The 20,399-nt window shown below is 61.7% G+C and carries 19 protein-coding genes, 1 pseudogene and 1 riboswitch; of the genes and pseudogenes, 11 read left to right on the top strand and 9 right to left on the bottom strand.

Going from position 1 to position 20,399, the window contains the following annotated elements:
* The first annotated feature begins 20 nt into the window (after positions 1–20).
* The 8 genes and pseudogenes from aroQ to F1002_RS06410 form a co-directional block, all read left to right on the top strand.
* Positions 21–500 carry a type II 3-dehydroquinate dehydratase gene (gene aroQ, locus F1002_RS06445; protein WP_150428193.1) on the top strand — a complete coding sequence of 160 codons (480 nt, stop codon included), beginning with the start codon at positions 21–23 and terminating at the stop codon, positions 498–500.
* Positions 501–556: 56 nt separating this feature from the next.
* On the top strand, positions 557–1,015 hold the full coding sequence (gene accB / locus F1002_RS06440) for an acetyl-CoA carboxylase biotin carboxyl carrier protein (RefSeq protein WP_150428192.1): 459 nt from the start codon (positions 557–559) through the stop codon (positions 1,013–1,015).
* A 10-nt stretch (positions 1,016–1,025) separates the two neighbouring features.
* On the top strand, positions 1,026–2,384 hold the full coding sequence (gene accC, locus F1002_RS06435) for an acetyl-CoA carboxylase biotin carboxylase subunit (RefSeq protein ID WP_150428191.1): 1,359 nt from the start codon (positions 1,026–1,028) through the stop codon (positions 2,382–2,384).
* Positions 2,385–2,387: 3 nt separating this feature from the next.
* Positions 2,388–3,278, top strand: a complete 891-nt coding sequence (gene prmA / locus F1002_RS06430) for a 50S ribosomal protein L11 methyltransferase (protein WP_150428190.1) — start codon at positions 2,388–2,390, stop codon at positions 3,276–3,278.
* A complete protein-coding gene (locus tag F1002_RS06425; protein ID WP_191090346.1) occupies positions 3,278–4,441 on the top strand; it encodes a DUF3426 domain-containing protein in 1,164 nt (387 codons plus the stop codon). The genes prmA and F1002_RS06425 overlap by 1 nt, the downstream gene beginning before the upstream one ends.
* 5 nt (positions 4,442–4,446) lie before the next feature.
* Positions 4,447–5,379, top strand: coding sequence for a carbohydrate kinase family protein (locus F1002_RS06420; RefSeq protein ID WP_150428188.1), 933 nt, complete (start codon positions 4,447–4,449; stop codon positions 5,377–5,379).
* Positions 5,380–5,471: 92 nt separating this feature from the next.
* Entirely contained in the window at positions 5,472–6,233 is a 762-nt protein-coding gene (locus F1002_RS06415; RefSeq protein ID WP_150428187.1) for a GNAT family N-acetyltransferase, read from the top strand.
* Positions 6,119–6,754 (top strand): annotated as a pseudogene (locus tag F1002_RS06410) (lysophospholipid acyltransferase family protein); the annotation flags it as partial. The gene F1002_RS06415 and the pseudogene F1002_RS06410, both read left to right, overlap by 115 nt.
* Before the next feature lie 190 nt (positions 6,755–6,944).
* Here F1002_RS06410 and F1002_RS06405 read toward each other — a convergent pair.
* The 4 genes from F1002_RS06405 to F1002_RS06390 are packed head-to-tail and all read right to left on the bottom strand — an operon-like array spanning position 6,945 to position 11,423.
* Positions 6,945–7,775: a symmetrical bis(5'-nucleosyl)-tetraphosphatase gene (locus F1002_RS06405; RefSeq protein ID WP_150428186.1), complete on the bottom strand. Its 831-nt coding sequence runs from the start codon at positions 7,773–7,775 to the stop codon at positions 6,945–6,947.
* Positions 7,776–7,780: 5 nt separating this feature from the next.
* Positions 7,781–9,604 carry a glutamine--fructose-6-phosphate transaminase (isomerizing) gene (glmS, locus tag F1002_RS06400; protein ID WP_150428185.1) on the bottom strand — a complete coding sequence of 608 codons (1,824 nt, stop codon included), beginning with the start codon at positions 9,602–9,604 and terminating at the stop codon, positions 7,781–7,783.
* Positions 9,605–9,613: 9 nt separating this feature from the next.
* Positions 9,614–10,621 carry an NAD-dependent epimerase gene (locus F1002_RS06395; protein WP_150428184.1) on the bottom strand — a complete coding sequence of 336 codons (1,008 nt, stop codon included), beginning with the start codon at positions 10,619–10,621 and terminating at the stop codon, positions 9,614–9,616.
* A gap of 31 nt (positions 10,622–10,652) precedes the next feature.
* On the bottom strand, positions 10,653–11,423 hold the full coding sequence (locus F1002_RS06390; RefSeq protein WP_150428183.1) for a glycosyltransferase family 2 protein: 771 nt from the start codon (positions 11,421–11,423) through the stop codon (positions 10,653–10,655).
* 54 nt (positions 11,424–11,477) lie between these two features.
* Between F1002_RS06390 and waaC the strand changes: the two genes are divergently transcribed.
* Together waaC and waaA are read left to right on the top strand one after the other, a co-directional pair.
* Positions 11,478–12,416, top strand: coding sequence for a lipopolysaccharide heptosyltransferase I (gene waaC / locus F1002_RS06385; RefSeq protein WP_255584456.1), 939 nt, complete (start codon positions 11,478–11,480; stop codon positions 12,414–12,416).
* The gene (gene waaA, locus F1002_RS06380; RefSeq protein ID WP_223879513.1) at positions 12,413–13,675 is read left to right on the top strand and encodes a lipid IV(A) 3-deoxy-D-manno-octulosonic acid transferase; all 1,263 of its coding nucleotides are present in this window, start codon (positions 12,413–12,415) and stop codon (positions 13,673–13,675) included. Before waaC ends, waaA begins: the two co-directional genes overlap by 4 nt.
* Here waaA and F1002_RS06375 read toward each other — a convergent pair.
* The 5 genes from F1002_RS06375 to F1002_RS06355 are packed head-to-tail and all read right to left on the bottom strand — an operon-like array spanning position 13,641 to position 18,196.
* Positions 13,641–14,966 carry a TolC family outer membrane protein gene (locus F1002_RS06375; RefSeq protein WP_150428180.1) on the bottom strand — a complete coding sequence of 442 codons (1,326 nt, stop codon included), beginning with the start codon at positions 14,964–14,966 and terminating at the stop codon, positions 13,641–13,643. The two genes, waaA and F1002_RS06375, sit on opposite strands and share 35 nt — an antisense overlap.
* Positions 14,967–14,973: 7 nt before the next feature.
* Positions 14,974–15,297 carry a rhodanese-like domain-containing protein gene (locus F1002_RS06370; RefSeq protein ID WP_150428179.1) on the bottom strand — a complete coding sequence of 108 codons (324 nt, stop codon included), beginning with the start codon at positions 15,295–15,297 and terminating at the stop codon, positions 14,974–14,976.
* A complete protein-coding gene (locus F1002_RS06365; RefSeq protein ID WP_150428178.1) occupies positions 15,297–15,950 on the bottom strand; it encodes a protein-L-isoaspartate O-methyltransferase in 654 nt (217 codons plus the stop codon). Before F1002_RS06365 ends, F1002_RS06370 begins: the two co-directional genes overlap by 1 nt.
* Positions 15,951–16,010: 60 nt before the next feature.
* Complete coding sequence (locus F1002_RS06360) at positions 16,011–16,655, bottom strand: TetR/AcrR family transcriptional regulator (RefSeq protein WP_150428177.1); 645 nt, start codon at positions 16,653–16,655, stop codon at positions 16,011–16,013.
* Positions 16,656–16,708: 53 nt separating this feature from the next.
* Positions 16,709–18,196, bottom strand: coding sequence for a carbonic anhydrase (locus tag F1002_RS06355; protein ID WP_150428176.1), 1,488 nt, complete (start codon positions 18,194–18,196; stop codon positions 16,709–16,711).
* Positions 18,197–18,320: 124 nt separating this feature from the next.
* A riboswitch (TPP riboswitch) is annotated at positions 18,321–18,416 on the top strand.
* Between the two features lie 54 nt (positions 18,417–18,470).
* On the opposite strand from F1002_RS06355, the gene thiC reads away from it, so the two are divergent.
* The gene (gene thiC, locus F1002_RS06350; protein WP_150428175.1) at positions 18,471–20,387 is read left to right on the top strand and encodes a phosphomethylpyrimidine synthase ThiC; all 1,917 of its coding nucleotides are present in this window, start codon (positions 18,471–18,473) and stop codon (positions 20,385–20,387) included.
* Positions 20,388–20,399 lie beyond the last annotated feature (12 nt).

Below are 20,399 nucleotides of genomic sequence, written 5' to 3'. Positions count from 1 at the left end.
TTTGCGGCAAACTTGCTGCCATGACGAAGCGAAAATCATCTTCCAAGTCAGCTGACAAGATTCGCATCCTGGTCATGCACGGGCCCAATCTGAACCTGCTGGGCACCCGTGAGCCGGAGCATTATGGCCGTGTCACCCTCTCGGATATCAACATGGCGCTTGCCCGGATGGCCGAGGGGGCGGACGTCGATCTGGAAACGTTTCAAAGCAACCATGAAGGTGCGTTGATCGAACGCATTCATGCCGCCCGTGAACAGGGCGTGCGGGCGATCATCATCAACCCGGCGGCCTACACGCATACCAGCGTGGCGCTGCGCGATGCGCTTTCTGCCGTTGCCATTCCCTTTGTCGAAGTGCATTTGTCCAACGTGCATGCCCGCGAACCTTTCCGGCATCACTCGTATTTTTCCGATCTGGCCATCGGCGTCATTTGTGGCCTGGGTCATGAGGGCTATCTGCTGGCCCTCGAATACCTGCTCAACAAGCTTCATATCGAATAGCCAGGCTTCGGCCGGCTGCATTTTGCGTTCTGCGAACGCAACAAAAGGAGTACTTCATGGATCTGCGCAAACTCAAAAAACTCATCGACCTCGTTCAGGAATCCGGCATCTCGGAACTGGAAGTGACCGAAGGCGAAGAGAAAGTGCGTATCGCCAAGCATGTCGGCGCTGTTGCCGCCGCCCCGATGCATCAATACATGATGCCGGCCGCGATGCCGGTTGCCGGTTCGGCGCTGGCTGCCTCGGCAGTCAATCTGGATGACGAAGATGAATTGCCGGAAGGCCATGTCGTCAAGTCGCCGATGGTCGGTACCTTCTACCGCTCTCCGTCCCCCGGCGCCGATGCCTTCGTGCAGATCGGACAGACCGTCAAGCAGGGCGATACCCTGTGCATCATCGAAGCCATGAAGTTGCTCAACGAAATCGAAGCCGATGCGTCCGGCGTCGTCAAGGCTATTCTGGTCGACAATGGCGAGCCGGTCGAATTCGGTGAACCGCTGTTCGTGATCGGCTGAGACAGCCGCCATGTTTGAAAAAGTCCTTATTGCCAACCGGGGGGAGATTGCCCTCCGTATCCAGCGCGCCTGCCGCGAACTGGGCATCAAGACGGTCGTTGTTCATTCCGAGGCCGATCGCGACGCCAAGTACGTCAAGCTGGCCGACGAATCGGTCTGTATCGGCCCTGCTGCCTCGTCGCTGAGCTACCTGAACGTGCCGGCGATCATTTCCGCTGCCGAAGTGACCGATGCCCAGGCCATCCACCCGGGCTACGGCTTCCTGTCCGAAAACGCCGATTTTGCCGAGCGCGTCGAAACCTCCGGCTTTGTCTTCATTGGTCCGCGCGCCGAGACGATTCGTCTGATGGGCGACAAGGTGTCGGCCAAGGATGCCATGAAGGCGGCCGGTGTGCCCTGCGTACCGGGTTCCGATGGCGCCCTGCCGGAAGACCCCAAGGAGATCGTCAAGATCGCCCGTGCAGTAGGCTACCCGGTGATCATCAAGGCCGCCGGCGGCGGTGGCGGTCGCGGCATGCGCGTCGTGCACACCGAAGCCGCACTGGTCAACGCCGTCCAGTTGACTCGCCAGGAAGCCAACAGCTTCTTCGGCAATCCGGCGGTTTACATGGAAAAGTATCTGGAAAATCCGCGTCATGTGGAAATCCAGGTGCTGGCCGACGAATTCAAGAACGCCATCTACCTCGGCGAGCGCGATTGCTCGATGCAGCGCCGCCACCAGAAGGTGATCGAGGAAGCACCGGCGCCGCACATTCCGGCCCGCCTGATTACTCGTATCGGCGAGCGCTGTGCCGAAGCCTGTCGCAAGATCGGCTACCGCGGTGCAGGTACTTTCGAGTTCCTGTACGAGAACGGCGAGTTCTACTTCATCGAAATGAACACTCGCGTCCAGGTCGAGCATCCGGTGACCGAAATGATTACCGGCGTCGATATCGTTCAGGAACAGATCCGCGTCGCCGCCGGCGAGAAGTTGCGCTACAAGCAGAAGGATATCGCCTTCCGCGGTCATGCTATCGAATGCCGCATTAACGCCGAAGATCCCTTCACGTTCGTGCCTTCTCCCGGCAATATCGAGTTCTATCATCCGCCGGGCGGCCCCGGTATCCGCGTCGATTCGCACATCTATCAGGGCTATCGTGTCCCGCCGCACTACGACTCGATGGTCGCCAAGGTGATTTCCTATGGCGATACCCGCGAACAGGCTATCCGCCGCATGCGTATCGCGCTGTCGGAGATGAGCATTCAGGGCATCAAGACCAACATCCCGCTGCATCAGGAGCTGATGCTCGATGCCCGCTTCGTTGAAGGCGGTACCAGCATCCATTATCTGGAGCACAAGCTGGCGGACAAGAGCGAGGTCAAGGCGTAAGCAATGTCCTGGCAAAATGTCAGCTTCCTGACCGATGCCTCGCATGCCGAGCCGATGTGCGACGCCCTGCTCGAAGCGGGGGCGCTGTCGGCCTGCATCGAGGATGCCGATGCGGGCACGCCCGACGAGCAGCCGCAGTTCGGCGAGCCCGGTTCGATCAACACACCGGGGTGGGAGCATTCCAAGATCGTGGTTCTGCTTGAGCCGGATGCCGATGCGGCTGCGGTACTCGGCGAGGCCGCCAGGGCTATCGGCCTTGCCGCGACCCCGGCGTTTTCCATCGAGGCGCTGGCCGAGCAGAATTGGGTGCAGCTGACCCAGTCGCAGTTCGATCCGATTCGCGTCTCGGAGCGTCTGTGGATCGTTCCGTCCTGGCACGAGTCGCCCGATCCGGCCGCGATCAACCTGATTCTTGATCCCGGCATGGCCTTTGGTACCGGCTCGCATCCGACGACGCGGCTCTGCCTGGAATGGCTCGAACGCAATGTGTCGGCGGGTGATACCGTGCTCGACTATGGCTGCGGCTCCGGAATTCTGGCCATTGCAGCGGCGCGCCTCGGTGCGGCGCATGTTGCCGGCGTCGATATCGACCCGCAAGCTGTCGAGGCGGCCAAGGCCAACGCAGAACGCAATGGCGTCACGGCCCTTCTCGCCGATTCGGCAGCGCCGGTAGCTGGTGAGTATGATGTGGTGGTGGCCAACATCCTCTCCAATCCCTTGCGCGTGCTGGCACCGGCCATCTGCGCACATGTCCGCGCTGGCGGGCGGCTTGCGTTGTCAGGCATTCTTCGCGAGCAGGCGGACGAGATCGTGGCGATCTACGCGCCGTGGATTCCGTTGCAGGTGGCGGATCTACGCGAGGATTGGGTATGTCTGGCGGGAATCAAGCCCTGATGCGCACACGCTGTCCGGAGTGCGGCACGGTATTTCGTGTCACGTCCGAGCAGTTGCGGCGCAAGGCCGGCAAGGTGCGTTGCGGTAATTGCCAGGCCGTATTCAATGCCTTCGATCAGTGGCAATCCGATTCCGATGACGAACCCCTGACGTCCCAGCCTGCCGAATTTTCTCCACAGCCTTTGCCGTCCGAAGTGCCTGCCGAAACAGTGCCTGAGATGATGGCGCTTGTTTCCGGAACGCCGGCCGAAACCAGTCTGGTACAGCAATCGGAGCTGCTGCCCGAGACCGGACCGGCGGACTTCGATCCGGCGGCAACGGTTGTGGCAAGCCCTGACTGGGCATGGAACGAATCCATTGAGCCTTTGGCGATGCCCGATGAACCGGCTCCCCATCCGGAGGCGCCTGCCATCCAGCCGGCGCCCGAGGAGGGCGCCGTACCGGCCGTGCCTGATGTTCCGGTCGAGTCCCAAATGCCCGAAGAGGTCCGTTTCGACGCGGCCGAAACCCTGGTCGCCTCGCCAGCCGAACGTGCTGAACTGGCGGATGCTCGCGACGAAACGCCGGAGCAGTCGACGCTGGCGGCCCGCGAGGCTGGGCTGGTTGCAGCGCGCGAGCTGGTCGACGCCAGCTCCTACAACCGCTGGTCGGCAGGAACGCTGACCAGCGATGGCCGAGGTGCGTTCGACAGCGAGCCGCCGGCAAGGGCCGCCTGGCCGTTTGTCGTCGGGGCATTGTTGTTGCTGATCGCCCTGCTTGGCCAGTTGGCATTCCACTACCGTACAGACATCGTGTTGCGGATGGCGTGGCTTCAGCCGCTCTATGCCGCGTTGGGCGTGGATATTCCGCTGCCCAGGAATCCTTCGCTGGTTTCGATCGAAACCTCCGATCTGCAGTCGGATAACGCGCGTGGCCTGTTCGTATTGCAGGCTACCCTGAAGAACCGTGCTGCTTTTGCCCAGGCCTGGCCGGCACTTGAGTTGAGCTTGACCGATACCAACGATGCCATCGTGGTCCGGCGCGTCATGTATGCCGCCGAATATCTTCCGCCGGGTACGGCGTCCGATGCCTTTCCCGCCAACGGCGACGTGGCCGTCCGGCTGTGGATCGAAACCAAGGACTTGGGCGCCTCCGGCTATCGCCTTTACATCTTTTATCCCTGACTTTCATGACGACACTGATCTGCGGTTCGCTTGCCTTCGACAACATCATGGTCTTCCCGGACCGTTTCAAGAATCACATCCTGCCCGAGCAGATCCACATCCTCAACGTGGCTTTTCTGGTGCCGGAAATGCGTCGTGAATTCGGCGGCTGTGCCGGCAACATTGCCTACAACCTGATGCTGCTCGGTGGCGAACCGATGATCATGGCGACGGTCGGCGACGATGCGGCGCCGTATCTCGAACGCCTGGACAAGCTGGGTCTGCCGCGTACCCATGTGCGCCAGATTCCCGGTAGTTTCACCGCCCAGGCCTTCATCACCACCGATCTTGACGACAACCAGATTACGGCCTTCCACCCGGGCTCGATGAGCTTTTCACACCTCAACAAGGTTGAAAAAGCCAATGCCAGGCTCGGGATCGTGGCCCCCGACGGTCGCGAAGGCATGATGCAGCATGCCCGGGATTTTTCGGCTGCCGGCGTACCGTTCATTTTCGACCCGGGCCAAGGTATGCCGATGTTCAATGGCGACGAACTGCTTGATTTCATGCGCCTGGCCGATTTCGCCTGCTTCAACGACTACGAGGCCAGGCTGCTATGCGACCGTACCGGCCGCAGTCTCGAGCAGCTTGCCGGTGAGGTCAAGGCGCTGATCGTGACGCGCGGTGGCGAAGGCTCGGAAATCTACGCCGACGGCCAGCGCTACGACATTCCCTGCGTCGAAGCCGAACAGATCGTCGATCCGACCGGCTGCGGCGATGCCTACCGTTCCGGCCTGCTCTACGGCATCGCCAACGGCTTCGACTGGCCGACCACCGGCCGGCTGGCCGCCGTGATGGGGGCGATCAAGATCGCCCATCGCGGCGGCCAGAACCACCAGCCCAGCCGCGAGGAGATCGGCGAACGCTATCGCAAGGCCTTCGGTTCCCTGCCCTGGTGACCGGGAAATTGAAACAGCGTCGTCATTTTCGGGCAACGCGCGTGTAACAAGCGTGATCCAGACTTGTTCTCCAGGATTAAAAGGAGAACAAGATGGAAAATGTTCAAAAGAATGCCGGGCGTACCCGCCCCGAAAAAAGAAGCCTGACGGTCGGATTTGCGCGTAGCGCCAGCGACATTCTCGATGCGCAGCGTCTGCGCCATCGGGTCTTTGCCGGCGAAATGGGCGCCAACCTGCCCAGCCGGACGCCGGGTGTCGATCACGATATCTACGACCCGTATTGCGAGCATCTCGTCGTGCGCGATACGCAGACCGGCGAGATCGTCGGCACCTATCGCATCCTGTCGCCGGACAACGCGCGCCAGGTCGGTTATTACTCCGAAAACGAGTTCGACCTGACCCGTTTGCAGCACCTGCGCTCGCGTCTCGTCGAAATCGGCCGCTCGTGCGTGCATCCGGATTACCGGACCGGCGCCACCATTACCTTGCTGTGGTCCGGCTTGGCCCAGTACATGGTCGAGCGCGGCCACGACTACCTGATGGGGTGTGCCTCGATCAGCATGGCCGACGGTGGCCACGCCGCGGCCAGCTTGTATAATCGGCTGGCTGTGGATCACCTCGGGCCGCAGGAATATCGCGTCTTCCCGCGTTGTCCGCTGCCCCTGGCTGCGCTGCAGCAGGATCGTCCGGCCGAGGTGCCGCCGTTGATCAAGGGCTACCTGCGTGCCGGAGCCTGGATTTGCGGCGAACCAGCCTGGGACCCCGATTTCAATACGGCCGACCTGCCCATCCTGATGCCCATGGCCAAGGTGGCTGGACGTTACGCCAAGCACTATTTCGGACAAGCAGACTGAACGAAACCAATTTTGCGCTTCGCGCCTTCCGGATTTTTCGCCTGATCCTGCTGATCATCAGCAGCATCATCGTCACCCTGCTGATTTTTCCGGTCTGCAGTACAACTGCCAGGCTGCGCCTGAAAGCGAGTTGGGCCGGCGCGCTGCTCGATACCCTCGGGGTCGAGGTCGAGGCCGATCTGACGCACGCGGTTCCCGGTGCCCTGATCGTCGCCAATCACATCTCGTGGATCGACATCTACGTCATCAATGCTGCCCTGCCGTCGGCCTTCGTCTCCAAGGCGGAGGTCCGGACCTGGCCGTTGATCGGCTGGCTGGCGGCGAAGAACGATACGGTCTTCTTGCGCCGTGGCAGCCGCGGTCACGCAAAAATCGTCAATCAGGAAATTGCCGCCCTCCTCGACCAAGGGCGCCACGTCGCCGTCTTCCCCGAGGGCACGACGACGGATGGGCGGAGTCTGCTGCATTTCCATGCTGCCCTGTTGCAGCCGGCCCTGAGTGCCGGGCATCCGGTCCTGCCGGTGGCGATTTCCTACTGGGAGCTGGATGGGCAGCGCAGTCTGGCGCCGCGCTACGATGGCGATATTTCCCTGGGTCAGTGCACGCGGGCCATTCTGAGGCGCAAGCGCCTGATCGCCCGGCTGGTGACGACGCCCCTGCGCGGCCTGAATGGCGAGGACCGGAAGCTGGTGGCGACGCAGGCTCGCGAAGCTATTGCTTTAGGGGCTGGGCTTCCGATGGCGAACAGTCCACCTGATACACCTTGCGGTCTTCCAGGCGAACGGCCGTCAAATGTCCACCCCACAGGCAGCCCGAGTCGAGCGCCAGCAGATTCGGCGTGACCTTCAGCCCCAGTGCCGACCAATGGCCGGTGACCAGCACAGCATCGGCGTGTTGGCGGTTCGGCAGGTCGAACCAGGGTAGGTGATTTTCCGGTGCGTTGCTCAGCTTGCCTTTGGCCTTGAATTCCATGACGCCGTCGGGCGTGCAGAAACGCATGCGGGTCATGGCATTGACGATGACGCGCAGGCGGGGCCAGTCGCTCAGATCGTCCGACCAACCGGCCGGTTCGCTACCCCACAAATTGAGGATGAATTCGCGGAAGGCGGGGCCTTGCAGGGCCGCTTCGACCTCGCGGGCAAGTTCCCGGGCCCGGGATGCCGTCCATTGCGGCAGGAGTCCGGCATGTACCAGGCAATATTCGTCTTCAGTGTGACAGAGCGGCTGGTGGCGCAGCCAGTCGAGCAGTTCGGCACAGTCGGGGGCGTCGAAAATCTCCTGCAGGGTATCGTCCTTGCCACGGAACTTGGCGCCGCCCTCGGCGACCATCAGCAGATAGAGATCGTGATTACCGAGCACGGTCGTCGCCGCCGGGCCGAGCGACTTGATCAGGCGTAGCGTCTCCAGCGATTTCGGGCCCCGGTTGACCAGATCGCCGACCAGCCAAAGGCGATCATGGCTCGGGTCGAAAGCGCAAAGCGCCAGGAGCCGCTGCAGCGAGTCGTAGCAGCCCTGGATATCGCCGATGGCGTAGGTGGCCATCGGACTTATTCGACGGTGACCGATTTGGCCAGATTGCGCGGCTTGTCCACGTCGGTGCCCTTGACCAGCGCGGCGTGGTACGACAGCAGTTGCAGCGGAATAACGTGCAGAATCGGCGACAGCTCGCCGTAATGCTCGGGCAGGCGCAGGATGTGCACACCTTCCGATTCCGGAATTTCCGAATCGGCGTCGGCGAAAACATACAACTCGCCGCCACGGGCCTGGACTTCCTTCAGGTTGGATTTCAGCTTGTCGAGCAACTGGTCGTTCGGGGCAACCGAGATGACCGGCATGTTGGCATCAACGAGCGCCAGCGGGCCGTGCTTCAACTCGCCGGCCGGATAGGCTTCGGCGTGGATGTAGGAGATTTCCTTGAGCTTGAGCGCCCCTTCGAGGGCGATCGGGTAATGGCGACCGCGACCCAGGAAGAGGGCGTGCTGCTTGTCGGCAAAGCGCTTCGACCAGATTTCGATTTCCGGTTCGAGCTCCAGCACCTTGTTGACGGCCACTGGCAAGTGGCGCAACTGGTCGATGAAGGCGCCTTCCTGTTCTGGCGTGAGGCGATTCTTGACCTTGGCCATGACCAAGGTCAGCAGGAAGAGAGCGGCCAGCTGGGTGGTGAAGGCCTTGGTCGATGCGACGCCGATTTCCGGGCCGGCGCGGGTGATGAAGCGCAGGGCGCATTCGCGGACGATGGCCGATTCCGGCACGTTGCAGATGGCCAGCGTCTTCGTTTGGCCGAGGGACTTGGCGTGGCGCAAGGCGGCCAGTGTGTCGGCGGTTTCGCCAGATTGCGAAATGGCGACGACCAACTGACGCGGGTTGGCCACCGAGCTGCGATAGCGGTATTCGCTGGCGATTTCGACGGTGCAGGGGACGCCGGCGATTGCCTCCAGCCAGTAGCGGGCGGTATAGCCGGAGTGGCTGCTGGTGCCGCAGGCCAGGATCAGGATGTGGTCGACATCGGTCAGCAAATTGCCGGCTTCGGCACCGAAAATGCCCGGCTGGATGGTCTTGCTGCCGCCGACGATTTCCAGCGTGTTGGCCAGGGCTTCCGGCTGCTCGAAGATTTCCTTCTGCATGTAGTGCCGATAGGTGCCGAGTTCGACGGCTGCCGCCGACAGTTGGGAGACATGGACAGGACGCTCGACGGGCGTGCCGTCGAGGCGGGAGATGCTGACCCGGTCGGCAGCCAGTTCGGCGATGTCGCCGTTTTCCAGGTAGACCATGTTGCGGGTAACCTGCAGCAGCGCAGAAGCGTCGGATGCGGCGTAGTTGCCGGTGTCGGAAACGCCCAGCAGCAGCGGCGAACCCTCTCGCGCGACGATGATCTTGCCTGGTTGGGTGTGGTCGATGACGGCAATGGCGTAGGCGCCGACCAGGCGTTGGCAGGCGAGGCGAACGGCCTTGAACAGGTCGGGCTCGGTTTTGAGTAGCGACTGGATGAGGTGGGCGATGCTTTCGGTGTCGGTGTCCGAGGTGAACGCGTAGCCCTGGGCCGTCAGTTCGCTGCGCAGGCTTTCGTAATTTTCGATGATGCCGTTATGGACGACGGCGATGGTGCCGGAAACGTGCGGATGGGCATTGCGCTCGCAGGGCACGCCATGCGTCGCCCAGCGCGTGTGGGCAATGCCGGTGACCGCTTGCGTGCTGGCCGAGGCGGATTCCAGTTCGGCGACGCGGCCGACCGAGCGAACCCGTTCGATGCCGTTGCCGCCGATGACGGCGAGGCCGGCCGAGTCATAGCCGCGATATTCAAGCTTCTTCAGGCCCTCGACGAGGACGGGGACGATGTTGCTGCCGGCTGCTGCCGCGACGATGCCGCACATAGCTGTTCCTTAGACCTTGTAGTAATCGCGATACCAGGCGACGAAGCGAGCGACGCCTTCCTGTACCGTGGTGCCCGGGACGAAGCCGACCCAGTCGTTGAGTTGATCGGTATTGGCGTAGGTGGCCGGCACGTCGCCATCCTGCAGCGGGAGCAGGCGCTTCTCGGCCTTCTGGCCCAGCGCTTCCTCGATGGCACCGATGAAGTCGAGCAATTGCACCGGATTGTTGTTGCCGATGTTGAAGACGCGGTAGGGCACGTTGCTGGTTGCCGGATCGGCGGCAATCGGGTCGTAGTCCGGGTTGGCCGCAGCATTGCGGTCTAGCACGCGGATCACGCCTTCGACGATGTCGTCAACGTAGGTGAAATCGCGCTTCATGTTGCCATGGTTGAAGACGTCGATCGGCCGGCCTTCGAGGATGGCCTTGGTGAACAGGAAAAGCGCCATGTCCGGGCGACCCCACGGACCGTAGACCGTAAAGAAGCGCAGGCCGGTGGTCGGCAGGCCATAAAGGTGACTGTAGGTATGGGCCATCAGTTCGTTGGCCTTCTTGGTCGCCGCGTACAGGCTGACCGGGTGGTCCACGCTGTCGTGCTCGGAGAAGGGCATCTTGGTGTTGCCGCCGTAGACGCTGGAACTGGAGGCGTAGACCAGATGCTGGACCTTGTTGTGACGGCAGCCTTCGAGAATGTTGATGAACCCGACCAGATTGCTATCAACATAGGCGTGCGGATTCTGGATCGAATAACGCACACCGGCCTGGGCGGCCAGATGGATGACCTTGTCGAACTTTTCCTCGGCGAACAGCTTTTCCATGCCGGCCCGGTCGCCGACGTCGAGCTTGACGAAGCGGAAGCCGGGTAGCGCGGTCAGGCGCTTCAGGCGGCTTTCCTTGAGCGAGACCTCGTAATAGTCGTTGAGATTGTCGAGGCCGACGACTTCGTCGCCACGCGCCAGCAGGCGCAGGGAAGTGGTCATGCCGATGAATCCGGCGGCGCCGGTGACGAGAATTTTCACAAAGCTACCTCGAAGAAATTATCACGATATTTTACCGCAGCGCAGCATCGGATTTTTGCCGTTCCAGCATCTTGGCATACTTCAGAAAGCTGTTCGTGCAGCCGATGGCGATGTGGATCAAGCCGGGAAGCCCATCGCGGAAACCCTGGCGAATCACGTAGAACTTGATGAAGCGGACGATGGGGCTGAACGCGATGCGCGCAAACGATGCGCGCTTGCCGGCTTGCAGGGCCATTTCGGCAGCCAGCGTGGTGTAGCGGTTCTGCTTGGTCAGGTAGGCGGCCAGTGTCTCGGCCGAGTCGTGGAGCAAGTCGCCCTTCAGGGTGCCGACGGCGGCTTCGGTGATGACTTTTTCATGCACCGCATCGTCGGACCAGCGGGCGTGACGGCGGTCGAACAGGCGGAGGGACCAGTCGGGGTAGCCTTCGCCGTGTTTCAGGTAACGGCCGAGGAAATTGTTGCAGCGAGGAAAGCGGAAGGCGCTGGCAACCGGTTCCCGCAGGGCGTGCTCGATGGATTCCTGCAGATCGGGCGATACGCGTTCGTCGGCATCCAGGCAGAGAACCCAGTCGTGTTTGGCCGATTCGACGGCAAACTGTTTCTGGGGTCCGAAACCCAGCCAGGGCTGATCGATGACCCGGGCGCCGTAGCGCATCGCCAGCGCCTGCGTGTCATCCGTGCTGCCGGAGTCGACCACCACGATGTCGTCGGCAAAGCGCGCGCTTTTCAGGCAGTCCTCCAACTGGGAGGCGGCATTGAGCGTGATGATCGCAACGGAAAGCGGCTGACGCGTGGCTGGCATTTATAATTGCGGCTTCGAAAGTCGTGATTTTATCTGCCGATGCGCATTTTGATCGTGAAAACTTCCTCGCTCGGCGATGTTATACACAATCTGCCGGTCATCAGCGATATCCGCCGGCATTTTCCGCAGGCGCAGATCGACTGGTGCGTGGAGGAAAGCTTTTCGGCCATTCCGCGCTTGCATCCGGGGGTTGGACGTGTAATTCCCGTCGCCGTTCGGCGTTGGCGCAAGAAATTGCTCCAGGCCGCAACCTGGCGGGAAATGGCCGAATTCCGCCGCCAGCTGGCGAGCGAAACCTACGATGCGATCATCGACACGCAGGGACTGCTGAAAAGTGCGCTGATCGCCAGTCGGGCGAAGGGGCCGCGCCTTGGCTATGCGGCCGACGCCGCCCGCGAGCCGGCGGCAGCCCGCTGGTACAACCGTCATTTCCATGTTTCCCGCGATCTGCATGCCGTAATACGCAATCGCCGCCTGGTTGCTGCGGCGCTCGGTTACCAGATCGAAGGCGAGCCGGATTACGGTATCGAAACGCCGCCGGCCAGCTTTTCCTGGTTGCCGCATCGCCCTTATGCCGTTTTTCTGACGGCGACCAGCCGCGACGACAAACTGTGGCCGGAAGCCAACTGGCTCACGCTGGGGCGTTCGCTCAACAGCCAGGGATTCAGCGCTGTCCTTCCCGGCGGCAGCGCGCTTGAGCGCGAGCGGGCCGCGCGTCTGGCGGCGGCCATTCCCGGTGCGCTGGCGGCCCCGCCGATGAGCATTTCCGAGCTGGCCTCGTTGTTGTCCGGGGCGCGTGCGGCGGTCGGTGTCGATACCGGGCTGACGCACCTGGCGGTTGCCCTGAAAACGCCGACCGTGGCCATCTACACCGCGACCGATCCCGGCCTGACCGGTGTTCTGGGGGCGGGTTTCCATCGCAACCTTGGAGGGAAGGCGCAAACGCCTTCGGCCGACGCGGTGCTTGGCGAATTGCAGGGGGTGCTCACCTGATGGTCCGCCTGGCCTATTCGCTGTTGCTGTATGCGATTACGCCGCTGATCTGGCTGCGCCTGGCTTGGCGCGGTCGCAAGCAGCCGGAATACCTGCAGCATCTCGGGGAGCGCTATGGTTTTTATCCGGGGGCGGTGCCATCGAAGCTGATCTGGGTGCATGCCGTTTCGGTCGGCGAGACGCGGGCCGCCCAGCCGCTCATCGAGGGCCTGATGGCTCGCTGGCCCGATCACCGCATCCTGCTTACCGGCATGACGCCGACCGGACGGGCTGCCGGTCGCGAGGTCTATGGCGAGCGCGTCATCCAGGCTTACCTGCCTTACGACTATCCCGGGTCGGTGGCCCGCTTCTTTCGGCATTTTTCACCAGTATTCGGGGTCCTGATGGAAACCGAAATCTGGCCGAATCTGTTGCAGGCGGCCCGGCAGGCCGGCGTGCCGGTCGTGCTCGCCAATGCCCGGCTGTCAGCGCGCTCGGCGCGGGGTTACGGTCGTTTCCGGCGCCTTGTCGGGCCTGCCTTTGCGGTACTCTCCGGGGTGGCAGCCCAGACCCGGGGAGATGCAGACCGGCTGCTTGCCTTGGGTGTCAAAGAGATCGAGGTGGCCGGCAACCTCAAATTCGACGTCCGTCCGCCGGCAGACAAGATCGCCTTGGGGCAACAATGGCGTCAGGCGATCGGCTCGCGCCCGGTATGGCTGGCAGCGAGTACCCGCGAGGGAGAGGAAGCCCTGATTCTCGAGGCATGGCGTCGTGCCGCCCTTCCCGATGCCTTGCTGGTGCTGGTGCCTCGCCATCCGCAGCGTTTTGACGAAGTGGCTGCGCTGCTGCGGCAGCAAGGCTTGCCTTCGGTTCGCCGCAGCGAGAGCTTGCCGGATGGCGACACGGCGGTCTGGCTGGGTGACAGCATGGGCGAGATGGCTGCTTACTACAGCCTGGCCGACCTTGCCTTCATCGGTGGCAGCCTCCTGCCGCTGGGTGGGCAGAATCTGATTGAGGCGGCCGCCTGCGGATGCCCCGTAGTGGTCGGGCCGCATACCTTCAATTTCCTGCAGGCTACCGAGGACGCCATCGCTGCCGGCGCGGCGCAGCGCGTTGGCGATGCCGACGCGCTAGGGGAGCTTGTTGCCGCCTTGTTGCGGGATGCCGGCCGCCTGGATGCGATGCGCCGGGCTTCGGCCGAGTTTGCCCGAGCCCATCAGGGGGCCGCAGAGCGTATGCTGGGGCTTATTGCGCGGTGGTCGGGTCGAGCAGCGCGTTGATCTGGGCGATATCATCGTCGCCGAGGGCGCCGGTGGTCGACTTCAGGCGCAGCTGTGCCATCAGCGTGTCGAGCGTGGCCTTCGCGAGGTCACGGCGGGTTACGTAGACCTGATTCTCGGCGTTCAGCACGTCGATGTTGATGCGCACGCCGACCTCGTAGCCCAGTTTGTTCGATTCCAGTGCCGATTGCGACGAAATCAGTGCTGCCTTCAAGGCTTTGACCTGTGCCAAGCCGTTGACGACTCCGAGATAGGATTGCCGGGCACCCAGGGCGGCACCGCGTTTGGCCGCTTCAAGCGCTGATTCGGAGGCGGCGCGATTGGCGCTGGCCTCGCGCTGGCGGGATGCGGTGAAACCACCCTGGAAGAGCGGGATCGTGAGCTGGATGCCGACGTTTTGATATTCGGTGTCATACGTGCCGAAGGCCGGTGTATAGCTCTTAGAGTGGCCGACGTTGGCGACCGCATCGATGGTCGGGTAATGCCCGGCGCGCTGCTTGTCGACTTCGCGGGCGGCGATGCTTGCGTTGTATTGCTGGACCTGTACGTTCAGGCTGCCGGTTTCGGCTGCGTTGACCCATTCCGCCATGTTGCCCGGTTGCGGAGCAGTCAGTTCAGCCGCCTTGCGCAGTTGGGCGAGGGCGCCGGGCTCCTGGCCAATGATGGCCTGCAGGGCGCGTAGCTTGACCTCGAGATCGCTTTCGGCGGCGATTTCCTGAGCGCTGGCCAGGTCGTAGCGTGCCTGCGCTTCGTGCGTATCGGTGATGGTCGCCGTGCCGACCTCGAAGCTCTTTTTCGCGAGCTCCAGCTGCTGGGCAATGGCCTGTTTGTTGGCTTTTACGGCGGCCAGGCTTTCCTGGGCGTAAAGTACGTCGAAATAAGCCTGGGCGACACGCAGGATCAAATCCTGCCGGGCCAAGCCGAAATTGGCCTCGGCCTGGGCAACCTGCATCTTGGACTGGTCGTAGGCAATCCAGTTCTGCCAGCGGAACAAAGGTTGCGACAGGGTGAGCTGGTAACCGTTGGCGTTGTATTTCGGCTTGGCGAAAGTCGGGCCGTTGTGCGTGGACAGCTCGTTTTCATTCCACGTCGTATTGCCCGAGAGCGAGAGACTGGGCAACAGGCCGGCGCGCGCCTGCGGTTGCTTTTCCTGTCCGGCGTCGAGCGTTGCGCGGGCGGCTGCGAAAGTCGGGTCGTTGGTCTGGGCGTCGCGATAAACCTGCATCAGGTCGGCGGCGCAGAGCGGGGTGGCGATCAGGGGGGAGAGGAAAAGCCAGGCCAGTTTTTTCATGACATCCTCAGTAACGACGCATATTTGGATCGATTTCCCCTGCCCATGCATCGACACCCCCCATCAGGTTGAGCACCGAGCCGAAGCCCTTACGTTCGAGGAATATGGCGACCTGCAGGCTGCGACTGCCGTGGTGGCAAATCACCACGACATCGCGGCTGGGGTCGATGTCCTCGCAGCGTACCGGAACGAGATGCATCGGGATGTGCAGGGAGCCCGCCAACTGGCAGAGCTCCGTTTCCCACGGTTCGCGTACATCAAGCAGGACGGGGTCGGGCCGGTTTTCGTCGGCCAGCCATTCGGCAAGTTGCTGTACGCGAAGCTGTTGCATCAGAAGGAGAATTGATCTTTGGCGTCAGCGCCATCGAGCGCCGGAACGACGGTCTCGAAGAGGTTGACGGTGTTGTAGGTTCCCTCAGCCGTGCAGGTGATCAACTGGGCTTCCATCACCGGCGCTTCACCGGTGATGACGGCGAGACGGCCGCCGACGCGCAATTGCTTGAGCAGGGAGGGGGAGACGGTGGGAACGGAGCCGGAAACGACGATGGCATCGTAGGGGCCACGCTGCGACCAGCCGTCAATGCCGTTGCCCACTTCAACCGAAACGTTGCCGACACCGGCGCGTGCCAGATTTTCCTTGGCGGTTGCGGCAATTTCCGGACGGATTTCGACGGTCACCACATGTTCGGCACGAGCGGCCAGCAAGGCGGCCATGTAGCCGCTGCCGGTGCCGATTTCCAGGATCTTGTCGGTTTTCTTGATGCCGAGTTCCTGCAGCATCTTGGCTTCGATTTTCGGGGCCAGCATGGTCTGGCCGCTGCCGATCGGGATTTCCATGTCGGCGAATGCCAGGTTGCGATATGCAGCAGGTGCGAAGTCTTCGCGCTTGACGACAAAAAGAAGGTCGAGAACCTGCGGATCCAGAACATCCCAGGGACGGATCTGCTGTTCGATCATGTTGAAACGTGCTTGCTCGATGTTCATTGGGGTCTCCGCAGGCATAATATTAGCACAGGCTAATATATTGATTCCGACAAATCAAAATTATACCCGACTCTCCTTTTTCATCTGGCACAAACCGTGGCGCAGGAGATCCATGTGAATCTGCAGGTATTGCTGCGGATTGTCGTCGTTTTCGACGCAGCAACTCATCGAGTAGCGCCAGATCAGCAGCATCAGGATCGGCGCAATCACGACATCGATGGTCGTTTCGACATCCATGCTTCGGAACTCGCCGCTGGCCATGCCGCGCTTCAGTGCGCTACCAACCAGGGCGCGGCCGCGGTTGATGACATTCTCCACGTAGTAGCGCCCGAGTTCGGGGAAATTCCGTGCCTCGGCCACCATCAGTTTGGGTATCCCGGCAAAGGCAGTCAGGCCGATTTTGATCCACCAGTTGGCGAGCAGCTTTTCCATCAAGTCGAAGCTGCTGCCCGTATGCTGGGCGGCGATGGCTTCGTTTTCGGCGATGACCGGGACGATACCTTCCTGTATGACAGCCTTGAACAGCGCTTCCTTGTTTTCGTAGTACAGATAAAGGGTGCCCTTGGAAACGCCAGCGCAGGATGCGACGTCTTCCAGTCGCGTGGCGGCGTAGCCTTTCTCGACGAAAAGATCGAGGGCGGCCGCAAGCAACTCCGACGGGCGGGCTTCCTTGCGGCGTTTGCGGGGGGCTGGGGGCGAAGACATGGGTAACTTAATGACTCTTTGGTCATTAAGTTACCACTGCGTTTCCGCTCAGGTCAACGACCTTCCTTGATCAGGCGACCGCCAGACGGCTGGATGGGTCTGGTGTTGTTGCGATACAGGCGGCTGAAAATGTTGATTTGATCCTGCGAGACCTGCACCGGCTGCTTCATGACCAGCCACAGCACGCCTTCGGTACAAGGCGGCGTGGTCAGCGAACCCATGTAGGTGTAATAGTTACGTGAGGTCGGAAGCAAGGCGTTCAGATCGATTGTGGCGACTGGCGGCGCAACCGGCATGTTCTTTTCCAGCGGCATGTTGTTCCACAGCGTCTGGATGAAGGGGTTTTCGTTGCCGCGTTCGAGCAGCACGGCAACAATGGCGAGCTGGCCTTCGTCGGATTTGTGCACCAGATGGACAACCATGTCGAAACGCTGGCCATTGACCTTCTCTTCCGACGGGCGGTGGAAGTGGAACTGCACCAACTCGTAGGTTTTCCCGGTCAGGGAGATCGAGCCTTCTCCCGCTTCGACCTGGATGGTGTGTCCGTTATCGACGATACGGAATGTGGAGGGTTGATATTTGAACTTGATCGGTTCGACGTCAACCTTGATGCCATCCTTGATGTCGATGGGTGACTGGCGTTCGCCGGTGGCGCACAGTTTGTTGCGCGGGTCCAGCTTGCCCCAGTTTTCCGGGCCGCCCATGCCTTCGTAGTCCCAGTGGATGTTGGCGTGCTGCATCGCCGGTTCATTCTGGGCGAGTTCCAGCATATAGCCTTCGGATTTGGTTGCCTTTTTCGGCCTGACGGCTGGCGTCTTGGGGGTGAGAACGACAACGGCCTGCGCCTTGGGCGCCGCAGCAACAGGAGCCGGCGCCGGGGCAGGAGGCTTGGCAGCTGGTGCGCTTGCGGCCGGCGAGGGTTCTTTTGCGACCTCCTTCTGGGGCTCGCGAGAGGCTTCGAGCGCTGCCTTCAGATTGGGGCGAATCGACGGAATGGCCGAGTGTTCGGACTCCTTGGCGGAGGTGTCGGCAGCCTTGATGGGAGTGGGCTTTTCGGCCTTGGCCATTTCTTTCTTGAGTGTCGCTTCGTTGGCGGCTTTCAGCTCGGCCCCGGCTTCGTTTGCTTTTTGGGCCAGCTCGGCAGGACTGTCCTTCGGCGGGCGGCATACTTCGCGCAGTACCTTGTCGTCCAGCGTGCCCGAGCGGACGGGCAACTCGGCACCCTTGATGTCTTCCTCGCGGATGACGTCGGATTCGTTCTTCTTGAAAATGCGCTTGATGGTACTGGCGTTGCGCGTGCTGCAGTCGTAGCGGGTGATGGCTTCGATGACGCGATAACCGGCACCGGATTTTGCGTCAGTCAGCTCTTTCTCGAGGACGACGCGGCCTTGAGCTTGCACCGTGTTGCCGTCGCGTTTCAGGCTGGTCCGGTCGAGTTCGATGCGCTTGCCGGGTTCGGACGATATGACTTGCCAGGTCGGGGCAGCCCATGTGCTCCAGGGCAGGGTGGCCATCAGGCCGGCAATGATCAGCTTGCGCATCTTGTTTCCCTAGGTTTTTCTTTAGAATTCCGCGTCTTGTCCACGATATTTCGGCTGATTTCTGAAAATCTTGAGCGGACTTTGTCATTCCTTGCATTTTGCCTGTATTTCCAGTAACTTGCAGCCCACTCGTTAGGGGTGCCGGCGGACAAGCAGGCTGAGAAATACCCTTCGAACCTGACCGGGTCATGCCGTCGTAGGGAAACGAATTCTGTCGTTGGAACCAGATCGCTCCTTGCCCGTCTTACCGGTTGCACTCATGCATGGAGCTTCAATGAACGCCAAAGAACAATTCCTCGCCGCCAACGCCCACGTCGACGAGGCTGCCATCCAGCCGCTGCCCAATTCCCGCAAGGTCTACATCGAGGGTTCGCGCCCGGATATCCAGGTTCCGATGCGCGAAATCAGCCAGTCCGATACGCCGACCGGCATGGGTGGCGAAAAAAATCCGCCGATTTTTGTGTACGACTGTTCCGGCGTCTATTCCGATCCGACCGCCAAGATCGACATCCGTTCCGGCCTGCCCGCGCTGCGCGCCCAGTGGATCGCCGAGCGCAACGACACCGAGGAACTGGCCGACCTGACCTCCGAATACGGCCGCCAGCGTGCCGCCGACCAGGCGCTCGATGAACTGCGCTTCCCCGGCCTGCACCGCAAGCCGCGCCGCGCCAAGGCCGGTGCCAATGTGTCGCAGATGCACTACGCACGCAAGGGCATCATTACGCCGGAGATGGAATACGTCGCCATCCGCGAAAACCTGAATCGCCGCGCCTACATCGAATCGCTGAAGGCCACCGGCCCGATGGGCGAGAAGATGGCCAAGTTGCTGGGGCGCCAGCACCCGGGCCAGAGCTTCGGTGCCGCCATTCCGGAAGAAATCACCCCGGAATTCGTGCGTAGCGAAGTTGCCCGTGGCCGCGCCATCATCCCGAACAACATCAACCACCCTGAAAGCGAGCCGATGATCATCGGCCGCAATTTCCTCACCAAGATCAACGCCAACATCGGCAACTCGGCACTCGGTTCCTCCATTCAGGAAGAAGTCGAGAAAATGACCTGGTCGATCCGCTGGGGCGGTGACACGGTGATGGATCTGTCGACCGGCAAGAACATCCACGAAACCCGCGAGTGGATCATCCGCAACAGCCCGGTGCCGATCGGCACGGTCCCCATCTACCAGGCGCTGGAGAAGGTGAACGGCAAGGCCGAGGACCTGACCTGGGAAATTTTCCGCGACACACTGATCGAACAGGCCGAGCAGGGCGTCGACTACTTCACCATCCACGCCGGCGTGCTGCTGCGCTATATCCCGATGACTGCCAACCGGATGACCGGCATCGTCAGCCGTGGCGGTTCGATCATGGCCAAGTGGTGTCTGGCGCACCACAAGGAAAGCTTCCTCTACACCCATTTCGAGGAAATCTGCGAAATCATGAAGGCCTACGACGTCGCCTTCAGCCTCGGTGACGGCCTGCGTCCCGGTTCGATCTACGACGCCAATGACGAAGCGCAGCTGGGCGAACTGAAGACACTCGGCGAACTCACCGAGATCGCCTGGAAGCACGACGTGCAGACCATCATCGAAGGCCCGGGTCACGTGCCGATGCACCTGATCAAGGAGAACATGGACCTGCAGCTGGAATACTGCAAGGAAGCCCCGTTCTACACCCTCGGCCCCTTGACCACCGACATCGCGCCGGGCTACGACCACATCACCAGCGGTATCGGCGCGGCGATGATCGGCTGGTACGGCACTGCGATGCTCTGCTACGTGACGCCCAAGGAACACCTCGGCCTGCCGGATAAGGACGACGTCAAGGAAGGCATCATCACCTACAAGCTCGCCGCGCACGCCGCCGACCTCGCCAAGGGCCACCCCGGCGCGCAGATTCGCGATAACGCGCTCTCGAAGGCGCGTTACGAATTCCGCTGGGAAGACCAGTTCAATCTCGGCCTCGATCCGGACAAGGCCCGCGAATTCCACGACGAAACCCTGCCCAAGGAATCGGCCAAGGTCGCCCACTTCTGCTCGATGTGCGGCCCGCACTTCTGCTCGATGAAGATCACGCAGGACGTGCGCGACTTCGCTGCGCAACAGGGCATCGGCGAAGCCGAGGCGCTGGAGAAGGGCATGGAGACCAAGGCGGTCGAATTTGTGAAGACCGGCGCGGAGGTTTATCGGAAGGTTTGAAGCCCCTACGCC

Source organism: Dechloromonas sp. CZR5 (genome assembly GCF_008711155.1).
Classification (GTDB): domain Bacteria; phylum Pseudomonadota; class Gammaproteobacteria; order Burkholderiales; family Rhodocyclaceae; genus Azonexus.
Note: the sequence above shows the minus strand (reverse complement) of the source record. Positions and strands in the feature narration are given on the sequence as shown.